Annotated in this window: 25 protein-coding genes and 1 tRNA gene; 10 read left to right on the top strand and 16 right to left on the bottom strand. The window is 32.0% G+C overall.

Going from position 1 to position 23,238, the window contains the following annotated elements:
* Nucleotides 1-9: 9 nt before the first annotated feature.
* Genes AC1EUV_RS02780 through AC1EUV_RS02765 form a run of 4 tightly spaced genes read right to left on the bottom strand, consistent with a single transcriptional unit; the run spans nucleotide 10 to nucleotide 4,783 of the window.
* The gene (locus AC1EUV_RS02780; RefSeq protein ID WP_480197135.1) at nucleotides 10-1,377 is read right to left on the bottom strand and encodes a tetratricopeptide repeat protein; all 1,368 of its coding nucleotides are present in this window, start codon (nucleotides 1,375-1,377) and stop codon (nucleotides 10-12) included.
* Nucleotides 1,378-1,411: 34 nt separating this feature from the next.
* A complete protein-coding gene (locus AC1EUV_RS02775; protein WP_480197134.1) occupies nucleotides 1,412-2,782 on the bottom strand; it encodes a tetratricopeptide repeat protein in 1,371 nt (456 codons plus the stop codon).
* 19 nt (nucleotides 2,783-2,801) lie between these two features.
* On the bottom strand, nucleotides 2,802-4,070 hold the full coding sequence (bamG, locus tag AC1EUV_RS02770; RefSeq protein WP_480197133.1) for a BamG family beta-barrel-assembly machinery protein: 1,269 nt from the start codon (nucleotides 4,068-4,070) through the stop codon (nucleotides 2,802-2,804).
* The gene (locus tag AC1EUV_RS02765; protein WP_480197132.1) at nucleotides 4,067-4,783 is read right to left on the bottom strand and encodes a type III pantothenate kinase; all 717 of its coding nucleotides are present in this window, start codon (nucleotides 4,781-4,783) and stop codon (nucleotides 4,067-4,069) included. Before AC1EUV_RS02765 ends, bamG begins: the two co-directional genes overlap by 4 nt.
* Nucleotides 4,784-4,884: 101 nt before the next feature.
* Here AC1EUV_RS02765 and AC1EUV_RS02760 point away from each other — a divergent pair.
* Nucleotides 4,885-4,960, top strand: a tRNA-Phe gene (locus tag AC1EUV_RS02760).
* Between the two features lie 36 nt (nucleotides 4,961-4,996).
* Here AC1EUV_RS02760 and AC1EUV_RS02755 read toward each other — a convergent pair.
* The 6 genes from AC1EUV_RS02755 to AC1EUV_RS02730 all read right to left on the bottom strand — a co-directional run bounded on the left by AC1EUV_RS02755 (nucleotide 4,997) and on the right by AC1EUV_RS02730 (nucleotide 10,608).
* A complete protein-coding gene (locus AC1EUV_RS02755; RefSeq protein ID WP_480197131.1) occupies nucleotides 4,997-5,854 on the bottom strand; it encodes a pseudouridine synthase in 858 nt (285 codons plus the stop codon).
* 46 nt (nucleotides 5,855-5,900) lie between these two features.
* The gene (locus tag AC1EUV_RS02750; RefSeq protein ID WP_480197130.1) at nucleotides 5,901-6,851 is read right to left on the bottom strand and encodes a carbon-nitrogen hydrolase family protein; all 951 of its coding nucleotides are present in this window, start codon (nucleotides 6,849-6,851) and stop codon (nucleotides 5,901-5,903) included.
* Between the two features lies 1 nt (nucleotide 6,852).
* On the bottom strand, nucleotides 6,853-7,776 hold the full coding sequence (locus AC1EUV_RS02745; protein WP_480197129.1) for a geranylgeranylglycerol-phosphate geranylgeranyltransferase: 924 nt from the start codon (nucleotides 7,774-7,776) through the stop codon (nucleotides 6,853-6,855).
* 11 nt (nucleotides 7,777-7,787) lie between these two features.
* On the bottom strand, nucleotides 7,788-8,714 hold the full coding sequence (locus AC1EUV_RS02740) for a mevalonate kinase family protein (protein ID WP_480197128.1): 927 nt from the start codon (nucleotides 8,712-8,714) through the stop codon (nucleotides 7,788-7,790).
* 86 nt (nucleotides 8,715-8,800) lie between these two features.
* A complete protein-coding gene (locus tag AC1EUV_RS02735; protein WP_480197127.1) occupies nucleotides 8,801-9,388 on the bottom strand; it encodes a toxin-antitoxin system YwqK family antitoxin in 588 nt (195 codons plus the stop codon).
* A gap of 140 nt (nucleotides 9,389-9,528) precedes the next feature.
* Nucleotides 9,529-10,608 (bottom strand): diphosphomevalonate decarboxylase, encoded by a 1,080-nt coding sequence (locus tag AC1EUV_RS02730; RefSeq protein WP_480197126.1) that lies wholly within the window; start codon nucleotides 10,606-10,608, stop codon nucleotides 9,529-9,531.
* A gap of 55 nt (nucleotides 10,609-10,663) precedes the next feature.
* Here AC1EUV_RS02730 and AC1EUV_RS02725 point away from each other — a divergent pair, with 55 nt between their 5' ends.
* Nucleotides 10,664-10,900: a hypothetical protein gene (locus tag AC1EUV_RS02725; RefSeq protein WP_480197125.1), complete on the top strand. Its 237-nt coding sequence runs from the start codon at nucleotides 10,664-10,666 to the stop codon at nucleotides 10,898-10,900.
* On the opposite strand, the gene AC1EUV_RS02720 is transcribed toward AC1EUV_RS02725, so the two are convergent.
* Nucleotides 10,897-11,403 carry a GNAT family N-acetyltransferase gene (locus AC1EUV_RS02720; protein ID WP_480197124.1) on the bottom strand — a complete coding sequence of 169 codons (507 nt, stop codon included), beginning with the start codon at nucleotides 11,401-11,403 and terminating at the stop codon, nucleotides 10,897-10,899. The genes AC1EUV_RS02725 and AC1EUV_RS02720 overlap by 4 nt on opposite strands.
* Nucleotides 11,404-11,588: 185 nt before the next feature.
* Here AC1EUV_RS02720 and AC1EUV_RS02715 point away from each other — a divergent pair, with 185 nt between their 5' ends.
* Entirely contained in the window at nucleotides 11,589-13,109 is a 1,521-nt protein-coding gene (locus AC1EUV_RS02715) for a carboxypeptidase-like regulatory domain-containing protein (protein ID WP_480197123.1), read from the top strand.
* 33 nt (nucleotides 13,110-13,142) lie between these two features.
* Here the strand turns inward: AC1EUV_RS02715 and AC1EUV_RS02710 are convergent, their stop codons facing one another.
* Nucleotides 13,143-13,835 carry a hypothetical protein gene (locus tag AC1EUV_RS02710; RefSeq protein WP_480197122.1) on the bottom strand — a complete coding sequence of 231 codons (693 nt, stop codon included), beginning with the start codon at nucleotides 13,833-13,835 and terminating at the stop codon, nucleotides 13,143-13,145.
* Nucleotides 13,836-13,941: 106 nt separating this feature from the next.
* Between AC1EUV_RS02710 and AC1EUV_RS02705 the strand changes: the two genes are divergently transcribed.
* Genes AC1EUV_RS02705 through AC1EUV_RS02685 form a run of 5 tightly spaced genes read left to right on the top strand, consistent with a single transcriptional unit; the run spans nucleotide 13,942 to nucleotide 16,727 of the window.
* Entirely contained in the window at nucleotides 13,942-14,274 is a 333-nt protein-coding gene (locus AC1EUV_RS02705) for an ArsR/SmtB family transcription factor (RefSeq protein ID WP_480197121.1), read from the top strand.
* Nucleotides 14,275-14,311: 37 nt separating this feature from the next.
* The gene (locus AC1EUV_RS02700) at nucleotides 14,312-14,809 is read left to right on the top strand and encodes an N-acetyltransferase family protein (protein WP_480197120.1); all 498 of its coding nucleotides are present in this window, start codon (nucleotides 14,312-14,314) and stop codon (nucleotides 14,807-14,809) included.
* A gap of 11 nt (nucleotides 14,810-14,820) precedes the next feature.
* A complete protein-coding gene (locus tag AC1EUV_RS02695; protein WP_480197119.1) occupies nucleotides 14,821-15,318 on the top strand; it encodes a DUF6428 family protein in 498 nt (165 codons plus the stop codon).
* A gap of 12 nt (nucleotides 15,319-15,330) precedes the next feature.
* Entirely contained in the window at nucleotides 15,331-15,951 is a 621-nt protein-coding gene (locus AC1EUV_RS02690; RefSeq protein WP_480197118.1) for a low molecular weight phosphatase family protein, read from the top strand.
* A complete protein-coding gene (locus AC1EUV_RS02685; RefSeq protein WP_480197117.1) occupies nucleotides 15,951-16,727 on the top strand; it encodes an MIP/aquaporin family protein in 777 nt (258 codons plus the stop codon). Before AC1EUV_RS02690 ends, AC1EUV_RS02685 begins: the two co-directional genes overlap by 1 nt.
* Here the strand turns inward: AC1EUV_RS02685 and AC1EUV_RS02680 are convergent.
* From AC1EUV_RS02680 to panC, 4 genes are read right to left on the bottom strand one after another with little or no spacing between them, the layout of a single operon-like run.
* Nucleotides 16,724-17,941, bottom strand: a complete 1,218-nt coding sequence (locus AC1EUV_RS02680; protein ID WP_480197116.1) for a BaiN/RdsA family NAD(P)/FAD-dependent oxidoreductase — start codon at nucleotides 17,939-17,941, stop codon at nucleotides 16,724-16,726. The two genes, AC1EUV_RS02685 and AC1EUV_RS02680, sit on opposite strands and share 4 nt — an antisense overlap.
* A complete protein-coding gene (locus tag AC1EUV_RS02675) occupies nucleotides 17,938-18,867 on the bottom strand; it encodes a GYDIA family GHMP kinase (protein ID WP_480197115.1) in 930 nt (309 codons plus the stop codon). Before AC1EUV_RS02675 ends, AC1EUV_RS02680 begins: the two co-directional genes overlap by 4 nt.
* Nucleotides 18,867-19,838 carry a lysylphosphatidylglycerol synthase transmembrane domain-containing protein gene (locus AC1EUV_RS02670; protein ID WP_480197114.1) on the bottom strand — a complete coding sequence of 324 codons (972 nt, stop codon included), beginning with the start codon at nucleotides 19,836-19,838 and terminating at the stop codon, nucleotides 18,867-18,869. Before AC1EUV_RS02670 ends, AC1EUV_RS02675 begins: the two co-directional genes overlap by 1 nt.
* Before the next feature lie 28 nt (nucleotides 19,839-19,866).
* Nucleotides 19,867-20,709: a pantoate--beta-alanine ligase gene (gene panC, locus AC1EUV_RS02665; protein WP_480197542.1), complete on the bottom strand. Its 843-nt coding sequence runs from the start codon at nucleotides 20,707-20,709 to the stop codon at nucleotides 19,867-19,869.
* A 105-nt stretch (nucleotides 20,710-20,814) separates the two neighbouring features.
* On the opposite strand from panC, the gene AC1EUV_RS02660 reads away from it, so the two are divergent.
* Both AC1EUV_RS02660 and AC1EUV_RS02655 read left to right on the top strand, forming a co-directional pair.
* The gene (locus tag AC1EUV_RS02660) at nucleotides 20,815-21,621 is read left to right on the top strand and encodes a glycogen/starch synthase (protein ID WP_480197113.1); all 807 of its coding nucleotides are present in this window, start codon (nucleotides 20,815-20,817) and stop codon (nucleotides 21,619-21,621) included.
* 26 nt (nucleotides 21,622-21,647) lie between these two features.
* On the top strand, nucleotides 21,648-23,237 hold the full coding sequence (locus AC1EUV_RS02655; protein WP_480197112.1) for a DUF4270 domain-containing protein: 1,590 nt from the start codon (nucleotides 21,648-21,650) through the stop codon (nucleotides 23,235-23,237).
* The last annotated feature ends 1 nt before the right edge of the window (nucleotide 23,238 follow it).

The raw sequence follows: 23,238 nt of genomic DNA, 5'->3' as shown, positions 1-23,238 counted from the left end.
AGTACAAAATTAAGGAATCTTGACAGTTTCGCCAATCCAGCATCCTATTTTGTAGTTTTGATCGGATTTGTAATCACTTCCGAACACTAATTTTTTATTCGGTGCCTGAGCTCTATAACTTTTAATATACTTATTCGCCGTAGATGTCAAACTTGGATCTGCCTTTTTAGCCATTGAAGCTTTATTCATTGCAGCTACAAAAACCATTCTTTTAGAAAGTTCGTCAGTACCACACGCATTAGCGCTAGCTGCATAAGCGCTTGCAATCAAGAGATATGCTCTACCCATACTTGGTTGATGAGATAATGCTTGTTTTGCATAAGAGGTGGCAGTGGCAGGACTTCTTCTAATATAGGATCTTCCAATTTTATAAAGATATTTTGCCTTCTTATATGGATCAGTTTCTAAATCAACCGCTTTTTTTCTATAATCAGTTGCTTTAGTTTTTTCACCTCTATCTTCAAGAATACTTGCAATTAAAACATACGCTTCCGGCGAGGGTTCTACAGCAACATATGCTTCAACAAGTTTTGGATAAATAGGATCTTCCGTGCATTCTTTAGAGTTTAATCTCGATGCAGCCCTACGTAACCATTTAGCATCCGATTTATGAGATTCAAAACTTTTAGTATATAGAGGAATCAATCTTTCACAAGTTGCAACTTCACCAAGAATTTGATCTAATAAACCTTCTACTTGACCTAATCCTTTTAAATTAATTTCGTCATTTTTTAATTTAAGAGCTTGTTTTTTATTTAAGGTGCCACCATCAACTATAGTTTTATCTAACTGATCTTTAGATCTTGTATGAACTTCAATTTTTTTATTTACAGCGTCTAAAGCATCATCATATGTGTCGAAAACAACTTGAGGATTTGATTCTTTATTTCTATCGGTAACTTCTTGAAAGTATTTTGCTAGATTTTTTATACTCATACTTTCTGGGCCAGCTTTGAAAGCTACATCAAGCTTTTCAAATAGCTGTTCTTGTGAAGCACCTCTTTTTTCGAGAGACAATGCCCAGTCACTATAAACCTTACCTAAATTATCAGGAAAATGTTGAATCCGCTGCTCATATATTTTGTCGATCATTTTAGCTTCAACAGCTTTTTGGTTCCCCGTAGCTTTTTGGTAGCGATCTTCAACGATATTTAAGCCGTATTTGTAGATGTTTTTTGAAGCTTTTGGGCAGTTTTCAAAACACCATAACCAAGGTTCATAAGCGTATTCATAATCCTTTGTCTTTGCATATTCGAAAAATTCTGAAAGTTTTTCTTTACAAACATCTGGGTTATTGCCATACTTATCTTGCGAAAAAGCATCTCCAAAAAATAGTATGCAAATTAGTAGAACGATTTTTTGAAAATGCTTTTTCATAATGTTTAAGATTATATGTTGTTAAAGATTATCCTTATGGAATCCTTACGGTTTCACCAATCCAACAGCCAACTTTATGTGTCGCTCCAGAAGTTAATCCTTTGGTGAAAATTAACTTTTTCGATGGTGCGTTTGCCATATAACTTTTGATATATCTATTAGCCCTAGATGTTAAACTTGGATCCACATTTTTTGCTTGTCTTGCTTTGTTAGCAGCAGCTACGAATACCATTCTTTTGCTAACTTCATCTGTACCACAGCTATTTGCGCTACTAGCATACAAGTTTGCAATTAAAATATAGGCTTTACCCATACTAGGTCTTGCTTTTAAGGCTCTATTTGCATAAACTCTGGCTTGCCCTTTACTCCTATTACGCATTGTTAAAGCAATTCTATATAAGTAATCTGCTTTCTTATATGAATCAGTCTCAAGATCAACTGCTTTATTTCTATATTCTAACGCTTCATTAGTTTTGCCTCTATCTTCTAAAATACCTGCATAAAATATATAAGCATCAGCTGATGGTTCAGCATTTACATATGCTTCAACCATTTTTGGGTATATAGGGTCTTCTGTACATTCTTTAGAATTTAATCTTGAAGCTGCTCTACGCAACCAAGTTGCATTAGTTTTATTAGCCTCAAAACCTTTGTTATATAGAGGAATTAAACGTTCACATGTCGCAACATCACTTACAATTTTATCCAAAATATCTTCTACCTGACCTAAACCTCTTAAGTTGATACCATCATTCTTAAGTTTTCTTTCTTCCTTTTTAGATAATGTTTGTCCTTTTTCTTTTTTAGCATTTAAAACATCAGCAGATTTAGAGTGAACGTCAATCTTTTTATTCACAGCTTCTAAGGCATCATCATAGGTATCAAAAACTTTTTGAGCATTAGTATCTTTATTTCTATCGGTCATTTCTTGAAAATACTTTGCTAAGTTCTTTATACTCATTTTAGCAGGGTCAGTTTTAAAAGCTTTCTCTAACTTTTCAAAAATTTCACCTTTAGATTTAGCTCTTTCTTCCAATGAAGTAGCCCAATCACTATATACTTTACCAAGATTATCTGGAAAATGCTCAACACGCATCGTATATACCTTATCAATTAAAGCGCTTTCAGTTTCTTTTTGAGCCCCAGAAGCATTTTTATATCTATGCTCAGCAATTTGTAATCCACGGCTATATATGTTTTTTGAACCTTTTGGACAGTTTTCTAATACCCAAGTCCATGGTTCATATGCAGGATCAAAGTTTTTAGCTTTTGCATATTCATAAAAGATAGACAAATTAGTTTTACATTTTTCTGGATCAGCGCCATACTTATCTTGTGCGTAAGTTTGATTTATTCCTATCAAAAGGAATAAACCCAACATCAAATTTGTAACATTTCTTCTCATCTCGGTTATAATATTTATGTTAATCTATATTTCGTTTTCTAAACCACCTGTCACTAAGTGAAAAACCAACTCTAAAGTTAAGATAATTTTCGCGAACCAATCCATTACTAACTTCACCTCTCTGTCCTAATTCAAAACCTATATTAATTTTAGATAGTTGTCTGCCCATTGGTAAGCCTACCCCAAAAGATATGCCAAAGTCATTTATATCCGTATTGCCAACTACCAATCCTGTCTGCTTGAATTTTAGCCCAGCTCTGTAAGTAGCTCTCTGCCAATAACTTGTTATTGAATTGAATTTAGGAGTATAATAACCACCAACTGATATTCTACTAGATCTTCTGTAGTTTAGTGATACTGTGCCTTGTGAAAATGTATCGTCTACACTTAATGCTTCTTGAAATTCATATTCTAACCCAGCATACCATTTATTCTCTTGACCAATACCTGTACTTAAGATTGTTTTGACGGGTATTTTAAAATTTCTATCAAAATCATTACTTAATGTAGTATCTCGATATTGAAAGGGTGTAGGGTTCTCAATATTCAAAGTAGAGATAAGATATTCACCACCTTCATTTGATAATTCATTACTGAGCTCTACAATTGCACCTGTCTTTAATGTTAAGTTTTCTGTAACTTCAGTTTGATATTGTACACCACCTTTTACACTAAACCCACGAACATCAGAGTCAGATTTATATAAAGTTGCTAGTGGCACACCGTCTCTTCTGTTTAGTAAATTATTCTCTATACTTCCAAAAGTATAATTACCCTCTATACCTAAGCTAAAGTTTTTTCCTATTTTATGCCCAAAGGCTAAAAATACTCTATTGGTACCACCTTCACCACTAAATTGATTAATTTCTACAAGATTTTCATCGACAAAAATTTGTTGTAAAAGAGAATATCCTACAGTTGTACTAGGTCTTAACCCAAAGGCAAAACCCGCATTATTCCCAATAGGAAAAGCTAGTGCAAAATATGAAAGTGCGGCGTTTGAACCTGAATCTTTATTAGTACCATCATTTAATTGAATAGCTCTATTTTGACCAGCCAAAGAATAATTTGTAAGTTGTAAATGAGCTAAAGAAGCAGGATTTGTAAAACTTAATTGAAATGTGCTATTAAAAGCACCTCCAATTTCACCCATACCAAGTTCTTCTACTGTTTTTTCACCAGCTTGATCTCCAATTCCGAAGAAAGAATAAGGGGAATTGTTATTTCTTTGAGCAAAAAGGTTTAGGGAAATTAGTATAAAAAGTAACCCGATTATTTGTTTAATCATTCGTCTAAATTATGTATCATAATACTGTTCAATCCTTCCAACAAAAAATTTGGATTGGCAAATATGCTACTTTTTAGCTTTTTAGCCAAGTAATTTGCATCTCCTCCTGTTAAAACTACTGTTAAATTTGGGTATTTTTTAAGATATTGATTTATAACACCATCAATTTCTTGAACTACTCCATTTAAGACACCAGATTGAATAGAACCATTTGTAGTCTTCCCCGTAAGGGAATAATGGCCAATTTCTAACAAAGGTAGATTGGCGGTATAATCATGTAATGATTTATATCGAATGTTGATTCCTGGAGAGATAGCTCCACCTAGATAATCATTTTTATTAGTTAGAATGTCATAAGTAATACATGTGCCTACATCTATAATTAAGACATCTTTTTTGGCATATTGAATCGCTGCTGCAGAAACCAATGCAATTCTATCAACACCTAATGTTTCTGGGGATTTATATTTGTTTTTGAACGGAACCTTGGTATCATGATCTAAAGACATGAGAGTTTTAAAAAGGTTTTCATCAACTATATCTGGATGTCCAACAGAGGAAACAATAATATTTGATAAACTTTTATTCTTTAGTAAGGACTTAATTTTTTTATTGGTTTGTTTATGGGTAGAAATAATAACTTCTATAAGTTTATCTCTTTGAAAAAGAGCAAGCTTAGTTCTTGTATTACCAACGTCAATAATTAAATTCATAATAAAAACAGATAGCGTAAATTTACAAAAGCAATTTTTATAAAGTTTCTTTTTGTCAATTTTAAAAATGAATATATATTTGCATCCGCATTTATGCAACTGGTGCCTTAGCTCAGTTGGTAGAGCAAAGGACTGAAAATCCTTGTGTCCCTGGTTCGATTCCTGGAGGCACCACCACTAAAAAGCCGATCAAACTGATCGGCTTTTTTGGTTTTATATCATTTTAAGGTTGTTAACTTCTTGCTGAGTAAGATGACGCCAATGACCACGAGGTAAGTTCTTCTTGGTTAATTCCGCAAATAAGACTCTGTCTAATTTGGCAACTTTATACCCAAAATGTTCAAATATTTTATGAACAATGCGGTTTCTGCCTGAATGAATCTCAATACCTACTTCGGTTTTTGGTTGATTATCAATATATGAAATTGCATCTACAAATACCGTTTTACCTTCGATTTTAAAATCTTCTGAAATCTTCTGTAGATCTTTCATAGCTAATTTTTTATCTAAAGAAACCTGGTATAATTTTTTAAAAGGTACTTTTGGTTGGGTTAATTTTTTAGCTATTTCGCCATCATTTGTAAACAATAATAAACCCGTTGTATTTCTGTCTAATCTACCTACAGGATATAAACGCTCTTTAGTAGCACCTGCAATTAATTCCATTACAGTTTTTCTACCACGTTCATCTTCTACATTGGTTATATAATTTTTAGGCTTATTTAACAAAACGTAGCGTTTTGTTTCAGGGTTTATTAACGAACCATCAAAGCGAACTTCATCTGTTGGTTGTACCTTATAACCCATTTCTGTTATCACTTTTCCGTTAACAGTTGCACTACCTGCCTTTATATAAACATCGGCTTCTCTACGCGAACAAATACCAGCATTTGCAATATATTTATTCAGCCGAATGGTGTCGGATTCAGGTTTCTTTTTTGTGTCGGTAATTTTTCGAATGTCTTTTTTGTAGTTCGATTTACTTTTGCCAAATGTTTTCTTTTGTGAATTTGATTTTCGAGAAGCATCGCTGGCGTGTCGTCCTCTCGACGAGTTTTTTTTAGTTGCCATTTTTATTAAAAATTTTGGCAAAGATACTTCTTTAAACTAGTTGACCTTAATCTTTTAAAGAAATTGTAGATTGTCGCACCCTATTTACATTCAGTTGTGTAACATCTGGTCGCGAATAATGCCCGACGGGATCAAAATTCTGACGCTCTTCCAATACTCGATTGAAGTCTAAAGTTTCAATAATTAATCCTTCTTTATTTAGTTGAGGTTCTATAACCCATTCACCACTAGGACCAGCAATACAACTCCCTCCATTAGCTAAGACATCGGGTGCATTCTCAAGAATTTTATCAAGATGAGGCGTATCATTTGGAAAATTCTTTTTAGTCATTAAACTTGAAACAGAAATGACAAATGAGCGAGATTCTCTGGCTATAAATCGCGTAATATCTTTTGTGTTATGATCGCTTCCAGGCCACACAGCAATATGTAAGCTTTCTCCTAGTCCGTACAGAGCAGCTCTAGGTAAAGGCATCCAATTTTCCCAACAGTTTAATCCGCCAACAGTGAAATTTTTTAGAGAATGAACTTGTAATCCATTACCATCACCTGAAGCCCAAGTTAAACGCTCATCGTAAGTAGGTTGTAATTTTCTGTGAACAGATTTTATTTCACCACTTTCATTAATATATACCAAAGAGGCATAAATACTATGCCCACCACGACCTAAAGGTCGTTCAATTACACCAAGATAGATAGCTATTTTACTTTCTTTCGCCATTCGACAAACAGCATCTAAATCACCCTCTTCAATTGTAATAGCATTTCTTACATAATGCGCATGTAATTCTTTATTTACTTTTGTATCCCACTCAGCACCTCCTGTTAAAGGCAACCAAAATGGATATCCCGGAATTAACCCTTCACCAAAAACAATCAATTCACATTTCTCTTTTGCAGCATCTTCGATTGAATTCTTAACCTTTTCTAAAGTTTTATTCTTATTTAACCAAACCGGTGAGATTTGTGCAAGTGCTACTTTTAAAAGATGGTCCATATTATAAAATTCGTTTAATAATTACCGAAGTATCTATCAAAACTAAACTAAAAACACCTAAAATAAGAATGAATTTAACTACATTATGTAAAAACACATAATTTTTTTTAGAAGACTTAAACCAAAGAAGAATTACAAAACCTACTAATATCAAACCTGTTAAATAAAAGTAATATTTCATGTAACCGATCTCTGGATATTCCCATAAAATATAAGCGGGTAGTGCAATTACAAAGGCACAGATTGTGATTAAAGTTTTTGTAAATTTCTCTCCATACACAACCGGAACAGTTTTGTAACCTTGTAGTAAATCGCCTTTGATATTTTCTAGTTCTTTTACAAGTTCTTTAATCAATAGAATAACTCCTAAAAAAAGCGCATGTACAAAAATAACTTTTGAAAAATTACGATAATACACAAAAATTACAAAAAAAGGAAGTAAAGATAGAATCGTCGCAGCAATTAATCCTGTTAATGGATATTTAGTCAATTTATGTGAATAGAACCATATTAAGAAAATATAAATGCCAAAAAACAAAGCAGCTTTCCATGATACCAAAAGACCTAATGCAAATCCTAGAAAATTTAGGAAAAAATAGATATTTAGCTTTGTTTTCTGATTTACCATACTATCTATTTTTGCTTTTAAGGGTCTATTGATCCTATCTTTTTCGGCATCGTAAAAATTATTAATAATATACCCTGAGGCAATTACACATGCTGTTGCCAAAACAACTAGGAATAGATCTAAATTTAGAATTATCTCTTTTAAAGATTTTTCTGGAGAAAAAATAAAGATAGAAGCTAAGATTTGCGCAACAGCAACTATTAGAATATTGTAACCTCTTACAACAGAGAGTAGACTGAAAAATTTATAGAAAATTGAGTATTCTTTCTTTTGTACATTAGATTTAAGCTCATCCATAAGAATACGGATTAAAATCTATACACCAATTCTAATTTATAATCTTTAAGAAGTTCTTTTGCTTTAGAATAATCTTGAGTGAACCCTAAAATATAACCACCACCGCCTGAACCACAAAGTTTTAAATAGTAAGCGTTAGAGTCGATACCTTGTTGCCATAATTTATGAAAAGCCTTAGGTATCATAGGCTTAAAATTCTTTAATACTACTTTAGAAAGTTGTTTTACATTGCCTAATAAAGATTTTACATTACCATGCAGAAAATCATCAATACAGGCATCTGTATATTTTGCGAAATCTTCATTTAACATTTTTCTAAAACCCTCATTCTTCATTTTGTTCATAAAAATGTTGACCATAGGCTCAGTTTCTCCAACTTGTTGAGAATCTAATAAAAACACAGCGCCTTTGCCTTCCTTCTGTGATGGAATACCTGTGGGCTCTAAATTATCTTTGGAATTAATAAGAATAGGGAGGCTCAAATAGCTATTCAATGGGTCTAAACCAGAGCTTTTACCATGAAAAAATGATTCCATCGCAGAAAAAATTTCTTTTAGCTTGAGTAATTTTTCACGTGTAAGATTTTCTAAAACGGTAATTTTTTCGACTGCGTATTTATCATAAATTGCAGCTACTAAAGCACCAGAGCTACCAACACCATATCCTTGTGGAATACTAGAATCAAAATACATTCCGCCATCAATATCGTATTTTAGTTCATCCAACCTGAATTGTATAAGATCTTGATCTAAATTTTGTAGATAGTCAAGAAATTTTGCTAGATTTTTATTTGAAGATTTAGCATTTTCGTTTTGATGTGTATCAGTCTTTAAAGCCCCTTGATACGAATTGTATGGAATGGCCAAGCCTTTAGAATCTTTTATAATTCCATACTCACCAAACAATAAAATTTTTGCATAAAATAATGGCCCCTTCATATACTTAGTTAGCGTTTTTTCATAGTATAACGCAAATATAGCAGATTCTGTTGTAAATCAAATTTTTAATTTATTAAAACTATTTACTATTCGTCTTCTTCGATGCCATCATAAAAGTACATTTTCCAAACACCTACTTTTTTGCCATCTTTATACTTTCCTTCACCTTTAAGCTTGCCATTTTTATGATATTCTTTCCATAGACCACTACGCAAATCATTTTCGAATTGACCTTCTTCATCAGGCTTAGAGTTTTCAAAAAAACTTACCCAAACCCCATGGATTTTTCCATCATCATTATATGAATATTGGCTTTTTAAAGGCCCAGATTCATGATAGTTTTTACGCTCACCTGCCACAATATTATTTTTATAGTTTACGGTTTGCATAACGTTACCATTTTCATGATACCAAGTTACAGTGCCATCAAAAAATTCTGTATTGGGAGCGTTAGATAGTGCTTCCATTTGTTTAGCGCCAGATAAATAATAATCTACTAGCCAATAGCCATTGTCTTTTTTTTCTGGTGCAGGTCTAAAATAGGCAGCTATTTTTTTTTCAGCAGGATTCCAATTAGCATCATACCAAATAGTGTCTTTTGCTGATTGAGCATTGAGATTTATGTTTGCTAGAGCAAAACATCCGACAAGTAAAATTGAAATATATGTTTTCATAATTCTGAAGATTAAAAATTACTATTAACACAAAAACTTCTCTTGCGACCCAAGAGCTACTATGTATTATTAAGTTTTTGTTTCTAACATCTTCAAAATTTAATGGTAGGGCACATTAAATTTAGTAGCGGGTTTTCTAATTACATTTGCTTGGCCCCAAAGCCCACTCTATCACAAATATAGTGATTTTTTTGGCAAAATTGAAGTAACTCTGTTGTTATAAATTTGTTAATGGGTTCCTTTTCTTTTTCTGGATAAAGCACGTGAACATTAGCTCCAGCATCAAGTGTAAAACAAATATGCAAACCTGATTCTTTACGGAATTCCCATATTTTATTGATAATTGATAATGTGTTTGGTTTCATTAGAATAAAGTATGGATTACTTGTCATCATCATAGCATGCAGTGTTAAAGCTTCACTCTCTATAATTTTAATAAAAGCTTTAAGATCTCCATTTTGTAATACTTCGCTAATCTTTTCAATATTGTTATTTGCCTGTTCAAACCTTTGCCTTGCATAAGGATGTTCATGCATTAAGTTATGACCAACTGTACTCGATACTTGCTTTTCACCTTTATCTACTAACAAGATAGTATCATGATAATTTTTGAAATTACCATGAACTCTATATGGAAACTGAACACCAAAAAAATCTGAACTTTTTTTAATTTTCGAATGTTCACCCCAAACAACCAAGTTTCCTTTAATGCTTCTTGATGCACTGCCTGAACCTAAACGAGCTAAAAAAGATGCTTTGCTATAAAATAACTCATCAGACATATCTTGGTTTAATGCTTTTTCCATACTCATGATACAGAGTGCTATGGCTGCCATACCACTGGCAGAGGAAGCGATGCCACTACTATGTGGAAAAGAATTTCGTGATTCGATTACAAAGTCATAACCTTCAATAAATGGGATGTATTTTTGAACTCTTTCAAAAAAAGTAGCGATTTTTGGTTTGAAATCATCTTTTTTCTTTCCATCAAAATAAACTTCAAAACTAGCTTTATTTGCTTGCTTTTTTTTAAATTTTAGAGTTGTCAAAGTATAGCAGGCGTCAAGGGTAAAACTTATAGAAGTATTCTTAGGGAGTTGAGGCTCTTTTTTCCCCCAATATTTTACCAATGCTATATTGCTTGGTGCTTTCCAGGTAAAGCTGCTATCAGATAATATTTTTGAACCTTTAGGCTGATAGATGAATTCGTTTGTATCCAATTATTTTGGTTTTGTGCAAATATAGAATTATTAGTTTTGCACTTCAAATGAAAAGATGAATAGAAAAATAAAATTAATCTGGGATTTTAGAGGCCCGGCAGCTGAGAAAACAGCTGAACACCATGTAGTTCATTTAAAAGAGTATGTTCAGAGTGAAAATATTAATACTCATGATATAGCTACTGAAAAACTTTCAGGTTTTATGTCAATAGCATTTATGATTATTGATGAAAAAGATATTGTTATAGTTAGAGATGCTCTTAAGCCCCATAGAGGTGAAGTAGCTAATTAAGTCAATAATTTTTCTGTGTCTACCTCTAACACATAGTCATCCATTATATATCCTTTTCCGATATCGAATTGTTTTTCTTTGGTAATTTTAAAACCTCTTTTTTTATACCAATTAATTGTATTGGCATTGTGTCGATTTACCGTAAGCCAAATAGTTTCAATTCCTTTTTTAAAGCTCAATTGCTTAGTAAATTCAAGTAGTTTGTAGCCATATCCTTTTCCTCTAATTGTATGATCTACATAAATTTTACTGATCATTAATTTACCTTTAGGGTGATTGGGTCGTAACCCTAAATACCCAATGGGTTTACCTTCATCATAAAGTAGATAATATTCATAATCAAAATCAATTTGCTCAGTTATTGCTTTTTCACTTTGAATCTTATTAAGCATATAATCAACTTGATCTTGACCAATAATTGGCACATAATGATGATTCCAAATTTTGTGCGCTAGTTTGGCAGTGGTTTTTATATCTTTTTTGGTTGTTACTTTATTGATCATCTGTTGAACATTAGTCTGCAAAATAAAGAAAAATAGATGTTACTTTTTAAAGACTCACTCGTCTTTGAACAAATAAAAGCTTCCATAAAAGCGTTAAAAAAAGAATAAAATTGTCATAAGAGACGGTTAAATCTATTGTTAATCAGGTAAGAATTCTTTAATTCGCTTTCATTATAATTGAAACTATGTATAAAGTTGTTTTAGGACTTATTTTTATCACTTCGTTCTACTCATTTAATGGACATTCCCAAGTTGTTAGTTCTAAGATTATAGATTCTATTTCTAAAGAACCAATACCGTATGCCACCATTCTTTTTAAGAAAAAAGGAATGATAAGTAACGAAGAGGGTAGATTTAGTTTTTTATATAAAAATGGTGCGCAACCAACAGATACACTAACCATTTCTTGTATTGGTTATAAAACGGTTGCAAAACCTCTGAATCAGTTTAAAGATAGCTTGATTTATATGTCACCCAAGACTATTGAGCTAAAAGAAGTGGTTTTAACGGACAAAAAGTATACTGCCGAAGAGATTATAGAGAAAGTAAAGGTAAATATTACCAAAAATTACAATTTCGATTATAGCAAAAAGCGCCTGTTTTTTAGAGAATCTCAACATCAGAACTTTGTAAAATCTAATTATACACTTAAAAAATCTACTATTAAAGAATTGAACAAGCCTTTTTTAGATAGTGTGTTAAATAGTGTACCCAAAAAGAACTCATATTACACAGAAATATTAGCAGATTTATATGGTGATTTTACCAAAGAAAAACAAAAGATAGAATTAATTAAAGCCTCTGAGTTGTATGATAAAAATAATGAAGTTGGTCTAACAGCTTTAGAAGATAAGTTTAATAAGATCTTAGAAAAGAATGTAAAACCAAACTCATATTTTAAAATCAAGTCTGGCATTTTTGGAGATAAAGTAGATATGGATGAGTTTAAAGGAGATAAAAAAGTAGATTCTACAGATACTGATGCTTTAAACAAACAATTAGAAGAAGAAAAGATGAGAAAGGAAGACCGTAAAAAGAATTTTGCTAAAAATAGAAGAAGAAGTCTTGCTAATATGATGAATGGTTTATTTTTTAATGAGAAATCAAAACTTAACTTTATCAATAAATCTAACAGATATGAGTTCAACTTACTCGATTTAACTTTTTTAGGAAATGACGCTGTTTACGTACTTGAATTTAAACCTAAACGATCTGAAGATTATAAAGGAAAACTCTATATAAACACCGAAGACTTTGCCATTATACGTGCAGATTACGAAAATGTTAAAGCAGTAAAGAATTTTAAATTATTAGGCATTTCGTATAGAATTTACCAATCTAAAGGGAAAATAATATTTAATAAGGCAGAAGACAATCGTTATAACTTACAATACTTAGAAAAAGAAAGTGCTAGTAGATTTGGCATTAGACGCCCTTTAAAGATTATAGAGAAAAATAAACATGTTAGAGGTAGACGGAAACAAAATGAACTGTATGTAAAATTAGATATGGCAGTTACTAGTTCTGAAAAAAATGAAGTTGTGGTTTTTGATGTTGAAAATGTAAATATTTCTGTATTTGATGCCTTTAAAGAAAATAATAAAATGTTACCAACCTACATGCCAAAATACAACCCAGATTTTTGGAAAGGTTATAATATTATGGAACCCAACCAAGCGATTAAGGATTTTACTGTGATTGAATAGTGAATTTAGAAGTAATTGTTATATAAAGAAGTTTTATTTGGTTTTTATAAAATATTCATAATTTTGAGATTGAGATGTCATAATAGTTGACTGATAAGGAACTATTTCTGAATCTTCAAATTCATTGTTTTCAAATTTCCTATCTATTATTTCTATACTTACCGAATTGGTTCCTTCATGTGGATAATAATACATTTGTCCTTTTCTTTTAATAATTAGATTACTTTTTAATTCCTTAGAAAAGTAATTAACAAACTCCGCAGATTTTTCACTCAACTTAAATTCTCCATTTATTGACTTTTCGTGATCTACACATCCATGTTCGAAAAGTTTGAACATTATAATTTCAGGAAATTCAACTGGATTTTTAGATGTAATTTCAAAACTAATATTAGTTGAGTAACAATCTGGAGCTCCACAATCAAGTCCGTGTAAATTAAAAGGAAGATCGAAGGAAATTTTATCACCCGATTGGTTAACAAGTCCTCTAATATATAATTCACGAAGGATACTTGCTTTCAGGTTTTGATTAGGTTTAGATTTTAGAAGTTCTTTAAGTAATGAGTCTTGTGTTTTTTTAAAAGATAATTCGGGTTTAATTCCTGCCTTAACCTCATTTGTTTTTGTTATAGCTTGGGCTTTAGTAGGCTTAACAATTTCTGTTTTCTTTTCTTTTGATGAGCAAGAAAATATGATTAAACTAAGAATGACGATTGTGATTTTCATAATTATATTCTCGATGAATTTGCACATATATTGCTTAACCGTTATATCAAAACAAATATATAGAATCATTTTAAGTAAAATATTTATCGTATATTTGCGATGAATTATGAGCAAAACATTACAACATATAGAATATTCAGTAGACTCAAAAGAGTTAGCTCGTTACGCAAAAGCATTGGGGCATCCTGTTCGTTTGGTAATCTTAAAGCATTTAAGCAACCAGAGCTGTTGTTATACTGGTGATCTGGTAGAGGTTTTGCCGTTGGCGCAATCAACTATTTCACAACATTTAAAAGAACTAAAAGATGCAGGTTTAATAGATGGCGAGGTTAATCCACCTAAGATTCGCTATTGTATCAATCAAGAAAACTGGCAGAAGGCTAAGAACTTATTTGCAACATTGTTTAAAAAAGACTTTAAGTCAATACAATGTTGCTAAGCTATTTTTTTGAATTTAATCATCGTAAAATTACGATATGAATATAGAAATACGAAAGATGAATCCCCAAGACTGGCAAACTGTATCCAACATATATAAGATGGGTATAGATACAGGTAACGCCACTTTTGAAACCGATGTGCCCACATGGCAACATTGGGATGCCACACATGTGCAAACATGCAGACTAATAGCAACTATAGATAACAACATAGTTGGTTGGACAGCACTATCTCCTGTTTCAAGTCGATGTGTATACGGAGGTGTTGCCGAGGTGAGTGTTTATGTTGATATCACTCAAGGTGGAAAAGGAATTGGTTCAAAATTATTAGAAAATTTAATCCACGAAAGTGAAAGAGCAGGTTTTTGGACCTTGCAATCAGGTATTTTTCCTGAGAATATTGCCAGCTTAAAAATCCACAAGAAATTAGGATTTAGAGAAATAGGATTTAGAGAAAAAATAGGGAAGATGGATGACGTTTGGCGAGACAATATTATACTAGAAAGAAGAAGTAAAACAATAGGAATAGATTAAATTATATAAATATGAAAACGCAAAATTTATTAGATTTATTAAAAGAAAATCAAAGCAAAGAATTGGTTTTTGAATACAAAGAAGGAGAATTTGTTGGTACAAATTACCATATTACAGAAGTAAAAAACACAGTAATTAAATCAGTTGACTGTGGTGGAAGATCCGACGCTTGGAACGAAACGATCATCCAATTATGGGAGAGCCCTAAAGAAATTGGTAAACGTAATTTTATGGAGGCTGGCAAGGCATTATCGATTATAGAAAAAGTTGATAAAATTCATGCTATAGATAGAGAGTCTCAAGTACTTTTTGAATATAGTAATGATAATTTCCATAAGACTAATCTCGAAATACATAACGTTGAGTTAACTTCAGATAAATTACTAATTAAGTTATTTGTATCGCAAACAGACTGTAAGGCTAAAAGCACTTGCGAAACACCTAACAAAGAATTGGTAGCGACTGAAGCAGAAGAAGCTGCATGTTGCTCTGATTCAAATTGTTGTTAATTTAAAGAGTACATGAAAAATAAACTTTTTAATCAATTAGAGGATGTAATATCAAGTTTAGATATTTCTAAAATATCTGAAGAAAGAAAAAAGGTATTACAACCTCTAGTTGATTTTATTCAGTATAAAACAAATCAAAATTCATCAGTTTTATTAAACTTTATTTGCACACATAATTCGCGCAGAAGTCATTTATCACAGATTTGGGCACAAATTATGTCTGCTTATTTTAGTGTTAAAAATGTGACTTGTTATTCAGGAGGAACAGAAGCTACTGCCATGTTTCCTATGGTTGTGGAGACGTTAAGAAATACCGGGTTTAATATTTCAAAACTTTCTGATAAAGGAAACCCAGTTTATAACATAAAATTCGATGATAATTCGCATCCAGTTATTGGTTTCTCTAAAACATATGATCACGAGTTTAATCCAAAATCGAAATTTGCAGCGGTAATGGTGTGTTCAGAAGCCGAAGAAAATTGCCCATTTATTAGCAATGCAGAAAAACGTCTTTCAGTTACATATGAAGACCCTAAAGCATTCGACAATACACCAATACAAGCAGAAAAATACCAAGAACGTAGCTTGCAAATAGCAACTGAAATGTATTATGTATTTTCGATGATTCAATAATGAATGTTTTAAAGGAATATTTTGGTGAGTTCTTAGGAACACTACTACTTGTTTTTTTTGGTTGCGGAGCTGTTGCGGTATCTGTATTATTTGATGCTTTGAACTTATTAGGTGTTGCTATTGTTTTCGGATTAGGGGTAAGTATGGCCATTTTTGCTGTTCGAAATATATGCCCTGCACATTTAAATCCTGCGGTAAGCGTTGGCATGTTTTTTTCAAAACAATTGCCATTAAAAAAATTACCGTATTATGTTTTGAGTCAATTTTTCGGCGCTTTCGTTGGTGCTTTAATATTGTATTTCGCTTTCGCGGAAGCTATTCAATTTTATGAACAAACCAATGGAATTATAAGAGGGAGTAGCGAGTCATATCGTTCAGCTATGATGTTTGGTGAATATTTTCCAAATCCTGGTTTTCAGGATAAATTATCAGTTTCGCATGTGCTAGCTTGTGTTATGGAAGGATTGGGGACGTTTATTTTAGTATTTGTAATTTTTAGACTAACTGAAAAACCAGAACAGATTAATAATGCAACACCAATTTTAATAGGATTAACGGTGACCATTTTAATTTGTTTAATTGCTCCATTTACACAAGGAGGATTTAATCCTGCTCGTGATTTTTCGCCAAGAATTGTTGCCTATTTCGCAGGGTGGAATTCAGCTGCTTTTCCAGCTGTAAATTTTAGTTTTTTTACGGTGTATATTCTTTCACCTATTGTGGGTGGAATTTTGGCTTCATATTTTAATAAAATGCTAGTTTCTAAAAAAATCTAGTTGTTTTTGGATATTGCTTTTCCTGCAATATAACCACCAGTCCAAGCATTTTGAAAATTAAAACCACCTGTAACGGCGTCTATATTCAACACCTCACCCGCAAAGAAGAGGTTTTTATGAACCTTGCTCTCAAAACGTTTAAAATTAACTTCCTTTAAATCAATTCCACCAGCAGTGACAAACTCTTCTTTAAAAGTTGTTTTTCCGTTAGCGTTAAATAAAGTATTAGTCAGTTGTTCAGCTAAATTTTCAAGTTGTTTATTGCTGAGTTCAGCCCATTTTTGATTTGCATTAATTTGCGAAGCTGATGTCAATTTTGTCCATAAACGTTTTGGTATTTCTTCAAAAGGAGATTTTAAAACTGCCTCTTTTTTTTGCTGCTGACCCTTAACAGATTTCAAAACTTCTAAAACTTCATTTTTTGATTTTGAAATCCAATTGACGAGTACATTGTATTGGTATTTTTTTTCGGCAAGAAATAAAGCTCCGAAAGCAGATAATTTTAAAACTGCTGGCCCACTAATGCCCCAATGGGTAATGAGTAAGGGTCCGTTAGCTACAAATGAAGAATTTGCTAATTTTATTGTAGCGTTTGGAACTGATATTCCCGGAATTTCTTTTATTCTAGTATCGTTTATCTTAAAAGTAAATAATGAAGGTACAGGTGGAATAATTGTGTGACCTAAGCCAGATAGTAACTCCCAGAATTTTGGACTGCTACCGGTAGCAATAATGAGTTTATCAGCTCTAAATTCTTGTGAATCTGTTGTAACAATAAACTGCTCATCAACTTTTGAAATTTGCTTCACATTTTGGTTCAATTGCAATATTACACTAGCGTTTGTAGCACTTTTAACTAAACAATCAATAATGGTTAGTGAAGAATTTGTAACAGGAAAGATGCGATTATCGGCTTCAATTTTCAATTGAACACCTCGATCTTGAAACCACTGCATGGTATCTCCAGTCATAAACTGATGAAAAGGTCCAAGTAATTCTTTCTTCCCTCTAGGGTAAAACTCAACTAGTTCTTTTGGATCAAAACAGGCATGAGTAACATTACAGCGTCCGCCTCCAGAAATCTTAACTTTTTGAAGAATTTTATTAGTTTTTTCAAGAATAATAACTTTCAAATCAGAATTTGTTTCAGCAATAGTTATGGCTGCAAAAAAGCCTGCTGCACCGCCACCTATAATAATAACTTGCTGTTTCATAAAACCATTTCTTGATATGGTATTACAATGTTAAATCCTTTATTTTTAAAATAGTTTGTAGTGTCATCATTACCTGTGGCTAAAATAAAATCACCACCCCAAGCTCCTAAGCTTTTCGTTTGCCCAAAGTAGTCAGAAAATAATGTTCGTTGAATGGGCTTTTGATTAATAATTGAAGAAATGATTTTCTCATGCTCAACTAAAATTTTCTCAAAACCATTTAAAGCATTTGCTTTTAAAAGTTCATTAGTTAATGTTGAAATTTCTTTCACATAAGTGCTAATATTTCCTTTAAAATTTTTGTATTGAGCAATTCCTTCTCGACTATTTTGTTTTTTATTTAGATGAATGAAATATATCTGATCTTTAAAAGCTGGATTAAAACCAACTTCCTCAACTATAGGGGTTTTATCTTCTAATTGATAAACAATTGGAAAATTATTTTGAGCACAAGCTATATCGTAAGCACTTCCACCAAAGGTTTTGAATTGCAAACTGAAGGCATTAATATTTGCCCAATTAGCTAGATTGTTAATTAAAGTAGACGAAGAACCCAAGCCCCAATTTCTTAAAAAATCAAGTTTCGATTTTACATAAAATCCGTCACCAGAATCTAAAAAACCTGGATTCATTTGTTTAACTACTAATAAAATCTCGTGAAGTTTTAAGGCCAGCGAGTCGCTTCCATTTTCAATTGCTGAATCAAATGTTTCTGAAGTAATACGTATACGAGGTAGGTCAAACTCAATTTGAAGCCATTGGTTATTATTTTCATCAAAGCTTTCCCAAATGAGCTTAGATTCTTTTATCGGTTTTATTTCTAATGATTGTCCTTTTTTTGTGGGTAGGGCCAATGACTTAGCACCATCAAGAACTAAATATTCTCCTGTCAACAATAATTTACCATTGCTGTAGAATCTATCCATTAGGTTCTATTTCGATTATATATTGGCAATAAAAGCATAGATAGCCCTCCAAAAATAATCACCATTAACGTTTGAGCGGTCCACATTATCCAACCAAAAGCATTTGCAGGATTTTCAGTAACGCCATATAAAACAAGTGCTCCAGCAACAAAAACAGGGTACGTGCCTAACCCTCCATTAGTAAGCGCCATGCTTAAGCCGCCAACTACAAATCCAACTATAATAGCTTCAAATGGTAAATGAGTAGTTTCTGGTAGAGCAAAAGTTACTACATAAAACATAAGAACATACATGATCCAGATAAAAAAAGTGTGAAAAATAAAGGCCCATTTATTCTTCATTTTAAAAATACTAATAGCTCCTTCAAATAAGCCATTAACAAAATTTTTCACTTTAAATAAAAAACCACTTTTAGCCTTTTGAATTAATTTAAAACCAATAAAAGCCAATAAACCTATTATTAGCAAAAGAACAATACCAACTATTGCGCTAGATGTACCATCTTTAAATAGGTAACTTTTAATTAATTCTGCCTGAGAAATAAATGCAATTCCTATAATAAAAAACAACAGGATTACATCTGCAATACGTTCTGCGAAGATGGTACCTATAGCTTTTTCAAATGGGATTTTTTCATATTTAGAAATAGCAGATCCTCTGGCAACATCACCTGCTCTAGGCATGGCTAAATTAACCAAGTAAGCCATTAACACAGTCATAAAACTGTTTGCAAATTTTGGCTTATAGCCTAAGGGTTCGAATAGAAATTGCCAACGATAAGCTCTAGAAAAATGACTTAATATACCACAGACCAGCGATAGTGCAACCCACCAATAATTGGCAGATTTAAAAGAATTAATAATATCTGTTTTATCTTCAGATGTTAACTGAGCTAAGAAATACCAAATAATACCTATGCCCAAGGCAATAGGAACGATTGTGAAAAGTAGTTTTTTTAATTTAGGATTCAATGGAAGATAATTTCGCTAGCAAAAGTAATTAATTTAATGCGATATTATCTATTAAGCGAATCTTTCCTGCATAGGCAGCCACAAAAGCGCGGTACTTATTTTTTTTCATTTTTCGCTTAGCATGTTTTAAGTTTTTGACGCTGGCAATTTCGAAATATTCGAGTTCTAAGTCAGAATTATTTTTGTATTGTTCTTTTACCCATTTTTCGATTGAAGGAATTGACTGTGATTTGAATCTATTTTTCGTTTCGTTTAAAATCTCGTAGATAAATGGCGCAGCTTGGCGATGTTTTTTTGTTAGACGAGTGTTTCTAGAACTCATAGCTAATCCGTCTACTTCGCGATGAATAGGGCATCCTATTACTTTAACAGGAAGGTTATATTTTTCAACTAATTTTTTAATTATTTGAAGTTGTTGAAAATCTTTTTCACCAAAATAAGCATTATGAGGCTGCACAATTTCAAATAGACGCTTCACTATTGTGCCAACACCATCGAAATGACCTTTACGATGTTTACCTTCCATTTGATGTTCTAATCCGTCAAAATAGAACTTTTGAGATTCGAGATTGCCTTGATATATTTCTGTAACTGAGGGTGCAAAAACCACATCACATTTTATAGTCTTGAGCAAATTTATATCTGCATCAAGCATACGAGGATATTTTTCTAAATCCTCATTTTTGTCAAATTGAGTAGGGTTTACAAAAATGCTAACCACAATAATATCATTTTCCTTTTGAGCTTTTTTAATTAATGATAAATGACCTTGATGTAAAGCACCCATAGTAGGAATAAATCCGATAGATTTGTTAACTCTCTTTTTATCTAAAAATGCTTGAGTTTCTGAAGTAGTATGAAAAACGCGTATCAATGATGTGTTAATTACAAGTTAAAAGCACGCAAACTTACTGTTTTACGTCTAAATCTACATAAATTTTCGTAATTTTGCATATTCCTAATTATAGATGGATTTATGAAAGATAAGAGAATATTGTTTGTTTCTTCTGAAGTAACACCCTATTTGCCAGAAAATGAAACAGCAAGCATGTCGTTTGAAGTAGCGAGAAAGATGCATAATAACGGTGCTCAAATTCGAATTTTTATGCCAAGATTCGGGGTGATCAATGAGCGTAGACATCAATTACATGAGGTAATTCGGTTGTCAGGTATGAACCTGATTATAAATGATATGGATATGCCTCTAATCATAAAAGTTGCCTCAATTCCTAAAGAGAGAATGCAGGTTTATTTTATTGATAATGATGAGTATTTTAAGCGCAAAGCTTTGTATACGGATGAAGATGGAAATTTATTCCCTGATAATGATGAAAGAGCAATCTTCTTTGCTAAAGGCGTAGTTGAAACAGTAAAGAAGTTGAATTGGGCTCCAGATATTATTCATGTTCATGGATGGATGGCTTCATTATTACCTTTGTATCTTAAAGAATATTATAAAAATGATCCATTATTTTCTGAAAGTAAAATAGTAACATCAGTTTACAATAATGACTTTAAAGGATCATTAGGAGAAGAAATGATAGAGAAAATTAAATTTGATTCTATTTCAGAAGAAAAGTTACAATCTCTAAATAAAGCAAATCATACCAACCTTATAAAAATTGCAATAGAAAATTCTGATGCTGTTATTAAAGGAAGTGAAGAACTTCCTAAAGATGTTTTAGAACATATAAAAACTTCAGAAACACCTGTGTTAGATTATCAACCTTTTGATGATTTTGCGGAAGCATATTCCAATTTTTACCTAACCAAAGTTTTATAAAATTTATTAAAGATTAAGATTTGTTTATGACGAGTAAAATTATAAACAGTGTTAAGACTGTTGTTGTATTTGGTTTTACATTGGTAAGTATCATTGCCTGTGAAAAAGATTTTGAAGATGTCGGAGTTAATTTGGTTGATAATAATATTTTCACCACTAAAGATTCGGTATTTGAAGTCATAACTTATAATCAAAATGTGATTAGATCTGAAGTAAGCGGAGATAATGCGGCCACTCAACAGATCGATGGATTGCCGGTGTATAGTATTGGTATTTTAAATGACCCTAATTTTGGAAAGTTAAATGCATCTTTTATCTCTCAAGTGCTAAGACCAGGTATAACTATAGATTTTGGACTCAATCCAGTTTTAGATACAGTGATTCTAGATATTCCATATTTTGCTACAAGACAACTTGAAAATAATAGCGATGGATCTCCTAAATTTGAACTTGATTCTGTTTTCGGCAATGTTGAGCAAGAGTATATTTTGAAAGTAAATAGACTTCGTACTTTTTTAAACACATTAAACCCTAATGACCCGACTCTTAATAAAAGATACTTTTCTGATGAAACGTATCAGGTAGAAGAAGAGTTCTATTCAGGGAATTTTAAACCTAATACTAATGATACAGTTCTTTACATAACAAGAAGGTTGTTTGAAGGAGAGAATATGATAGATACGATAAAAAAAGAAGATTTAAGCCCATCTATTAAACTGCCTTTAGATACTCAAAAATTTGAGGATTTACTTGTTAACAATATTAATTCTACTAATTTTGAATCAAACGAAGCGTTTAATGAATATTTCAGAGGAATAATGGTAGAGGCCATTGGTAATGAGGGGTCAATAATGACTTTGCCCATGGCTAGTGCTACAATTACTGTCTATTATACTAATGAGGTCTTAACAGACGAGACCACTGTGGATCTTAACGGAGATGGTGATACCGATGATATGCAGGTGCCAATTAAGACTAAGAGGGATCTAATTCTTCAGTTAACAGGAATTAGAACGGCAACATATGAAAGAGATTATTCTCAAGCAACAAGTTTATTAAACTCTTTTGCTAACCCTAATAGAGTTAACACTGGTGAGAATGAACTATTTGTTTCGGGCGCTGCAGGTTCTAATATTGAATTAGAGCTTTTTAAAGGGATTGACCTTCGGCAAATTAGAGGTGAAGAGTGGCTTATTAATGGAGCTATATTAGATTTTTACATAGATGATACTAAATCTACTAATGATCTTATACCTAATAGGTTGTATATTTATAATTTAGACGATCAAGTAGCTCTTCAAGACGCAGTAGGTGATGGCGTGGGTGGCTTTTTAGATAGAGATGAAAATGGTAATCCTGTAAAATATAGTTTTGTAATAACGGAATATATCTCAGATCTTTTGAAAGAAACAAATCCAAGGCCGCTAACAAAATTTGCTATAAAAACGCACCATATAACAGATAATCCTACAAGTGCTATAGATACAATTATTAGAGATTTTAGTTGGAAACCAAAAGGAGTTGTGTTAAAAGGAAATAAAATAGATGCTATGGATATAGACTACAGTAAAAGAGTAAAACTTAGAATATTTTATACAGAACAAAATAATAACTAAA

The organism is Maritimimonas sp. 2304DJ26-3, assembly GCF_056591635.1.
The sequence above is the reverse complement of the archived record's forward strand: the minus strand, read 5'-3'. Positions and strand labels throughout refer to the sequence as shown.

What these genes read in the sequence shown, in the direction of transcription:
- AC1EUV_RS02780 (WP_480197135.1), bottom strand. Translation starts at nt 1,377, where the DNA reads ATGAAAAAGCATTTTCAAAAAATCGTTCTACTAATTTGCATACTATTT.
- AC1EUV_RS02775 (WP_480197134.1), bottom strand. Translation starts at nt 2,782, where the DNA reads ATGAGAAGAAATGTTACAAATTTGATGTTGGGTTTATTCCTTTTGATA.
- bamG (WP_480197133.1), bottom strand. Translation starts at nt 4,070, where the DNA reads ATGATTAAACAAATAATCGGGTTACTTTTTATACTAATTTCCCTAAAC.
- AC1EUV_RS02765 (WP_480197132.1), bottom strand. Translation starts at nt 4,783, where the DNA reads ATGAATTTAATTATTGACGTTGGTAATACAAGAACTAAGCTTGCTCTT.
- AC1EUV_RS02755 (WP_480197131.1), bottom strand. Translation starts at nt 5,854, where the DNA reads ATGGCAACTAAAAAAAACTCGTCGAGAGGACGACACGCCAGCGATGCT.
- AC1EUV_RS02750 (WP_480197130.1), bottom strand. Translation starts at nt 6,851, where the DNA reads ATGGACCATCTTTTAAAAGTAGCACTTGCACAAATCTCACCGGTTTGG.
- AC1EUV_RS02745 (WP_480197129.1), bottom strand. Translation starts at nt 7,776, where the DNA reads ATGGATGAGCTTAAATCTAATGTACAAAAGAAAGAATACTCAATTTTC.
- AC1EUV_RS02740 (WP_480197128.1), bottom strand. Translation starts at nt 8,714, where the DNA reads ATGAAGGGGCCATTATTTTATGCAAAAATTTTATTGTTTGGTGAGTAT.
- AC1EUV_RS02735 (WP_480197127.1), bottom strand. Translation starts at nt 9,388, where the DNA reads ATGAAAACATATATTTCAATTTTACTTGTCGGATGTTTTGCTCTAGCA.
- AC1EUV_RS02725 (WP_480197125.1), top strand. Translation starts at nt 10,664, where the DNA reads ATGAATAGAAAAATAAAATTAATCTGGGATTTTAGAGGCCCGGCAGCT.
- AC1EUV_RS02720 (WP_480197124.1), bottom strand. Translation starts at nt 11,403, where the DNA reads ATGATCAATAAAGTAACAACCAAAAAAGATATAAAAACCACTGCCAAA.
- AC1EUV_RS02715 (WP_480197123.1), top strand. Translation starts at nt 11,589, where the DNA reads ATGTATAAAGTTGTTTTAGGACTTATTTTTATCACTTCGTTCTACTCA.
- AC1EUV_RS02710 (WP_480197122.1), bottom strand. Translation starts at nt 13,835, where the DNA reads ATGAAAATCACAATCGTCATTCTTAGTTTAATCATATTTTCTTGCTCA.
- AC1EUV_RS02705 (WP_480197121.1), top strand. Translation starts at nt 13,942, where the DNA reads ATGAGCAAAACATTACAACATATAGAATATTCAGTAGACTCAAAAGAG.
- AC1EUV_RS02700 (WP_480197120.1), top strand. Translation starts at nt 14,312, where the DNA reads ATGAATATAGAAATACGAAAGATGAATCCCCAAGACTGGCAAACTGTA.
- AC1EUV_RS02695 (WP_480197119.1), top strand. Translation starts at nt 14,821, where the DNA reads ATGAAAACGCAAAATTTATTAGATTTATTAAAAGAAAATCAAAGCAAA.
- AC1EUV_RS02690 (WP_480197118.1), top strand. Translation starts at nt 15,331, where the DNA reads ATGAAAAATAAACTTTTTAATCAATTAGAGGATGTAATATCAAGTTTA.
- AC1EUV_RS02685 (WP_480197117.1), top strand. Translation starts at nt 15,951, where the DNA reads ATGAATGTTTTAAAGGAATATTTTGGTGAGTTCTTAGGAACACTACTA.
- AC1EUV_RS02680 (WP_480197116.1), bottom strand. Translation starts at nt 17,941, where the DNA reads ATGAAACAGCAAGTTATTATTATAGGTGGCGGTGCAGCAGGCTTTTTT.
- AC1EUV_RS02675 (WP_480197115.1), bottom strand. Translation starts at nt 18,867, where the DNA reads ATGGATAGATTCTACAGCAATGGTAAATTATTGTTGACAGGAGAATAT.
- AC1EUV_RS02660 (WP_480197113.1), top strand. Translation starts at nt 20,815, where the DNA reads ATGAAAGATAAGAGAATATTGTTTGTTTCTTCTGAAGTAACACCCTAT.
- AC1EUV_RS02655 (WP_480197112.1), top strand. Translation starts at nt 21,648, where the DNA reads ATGACGAGTAAAATTATAAACAGTGTTAAGACTGTTGTTGTATTTGGT.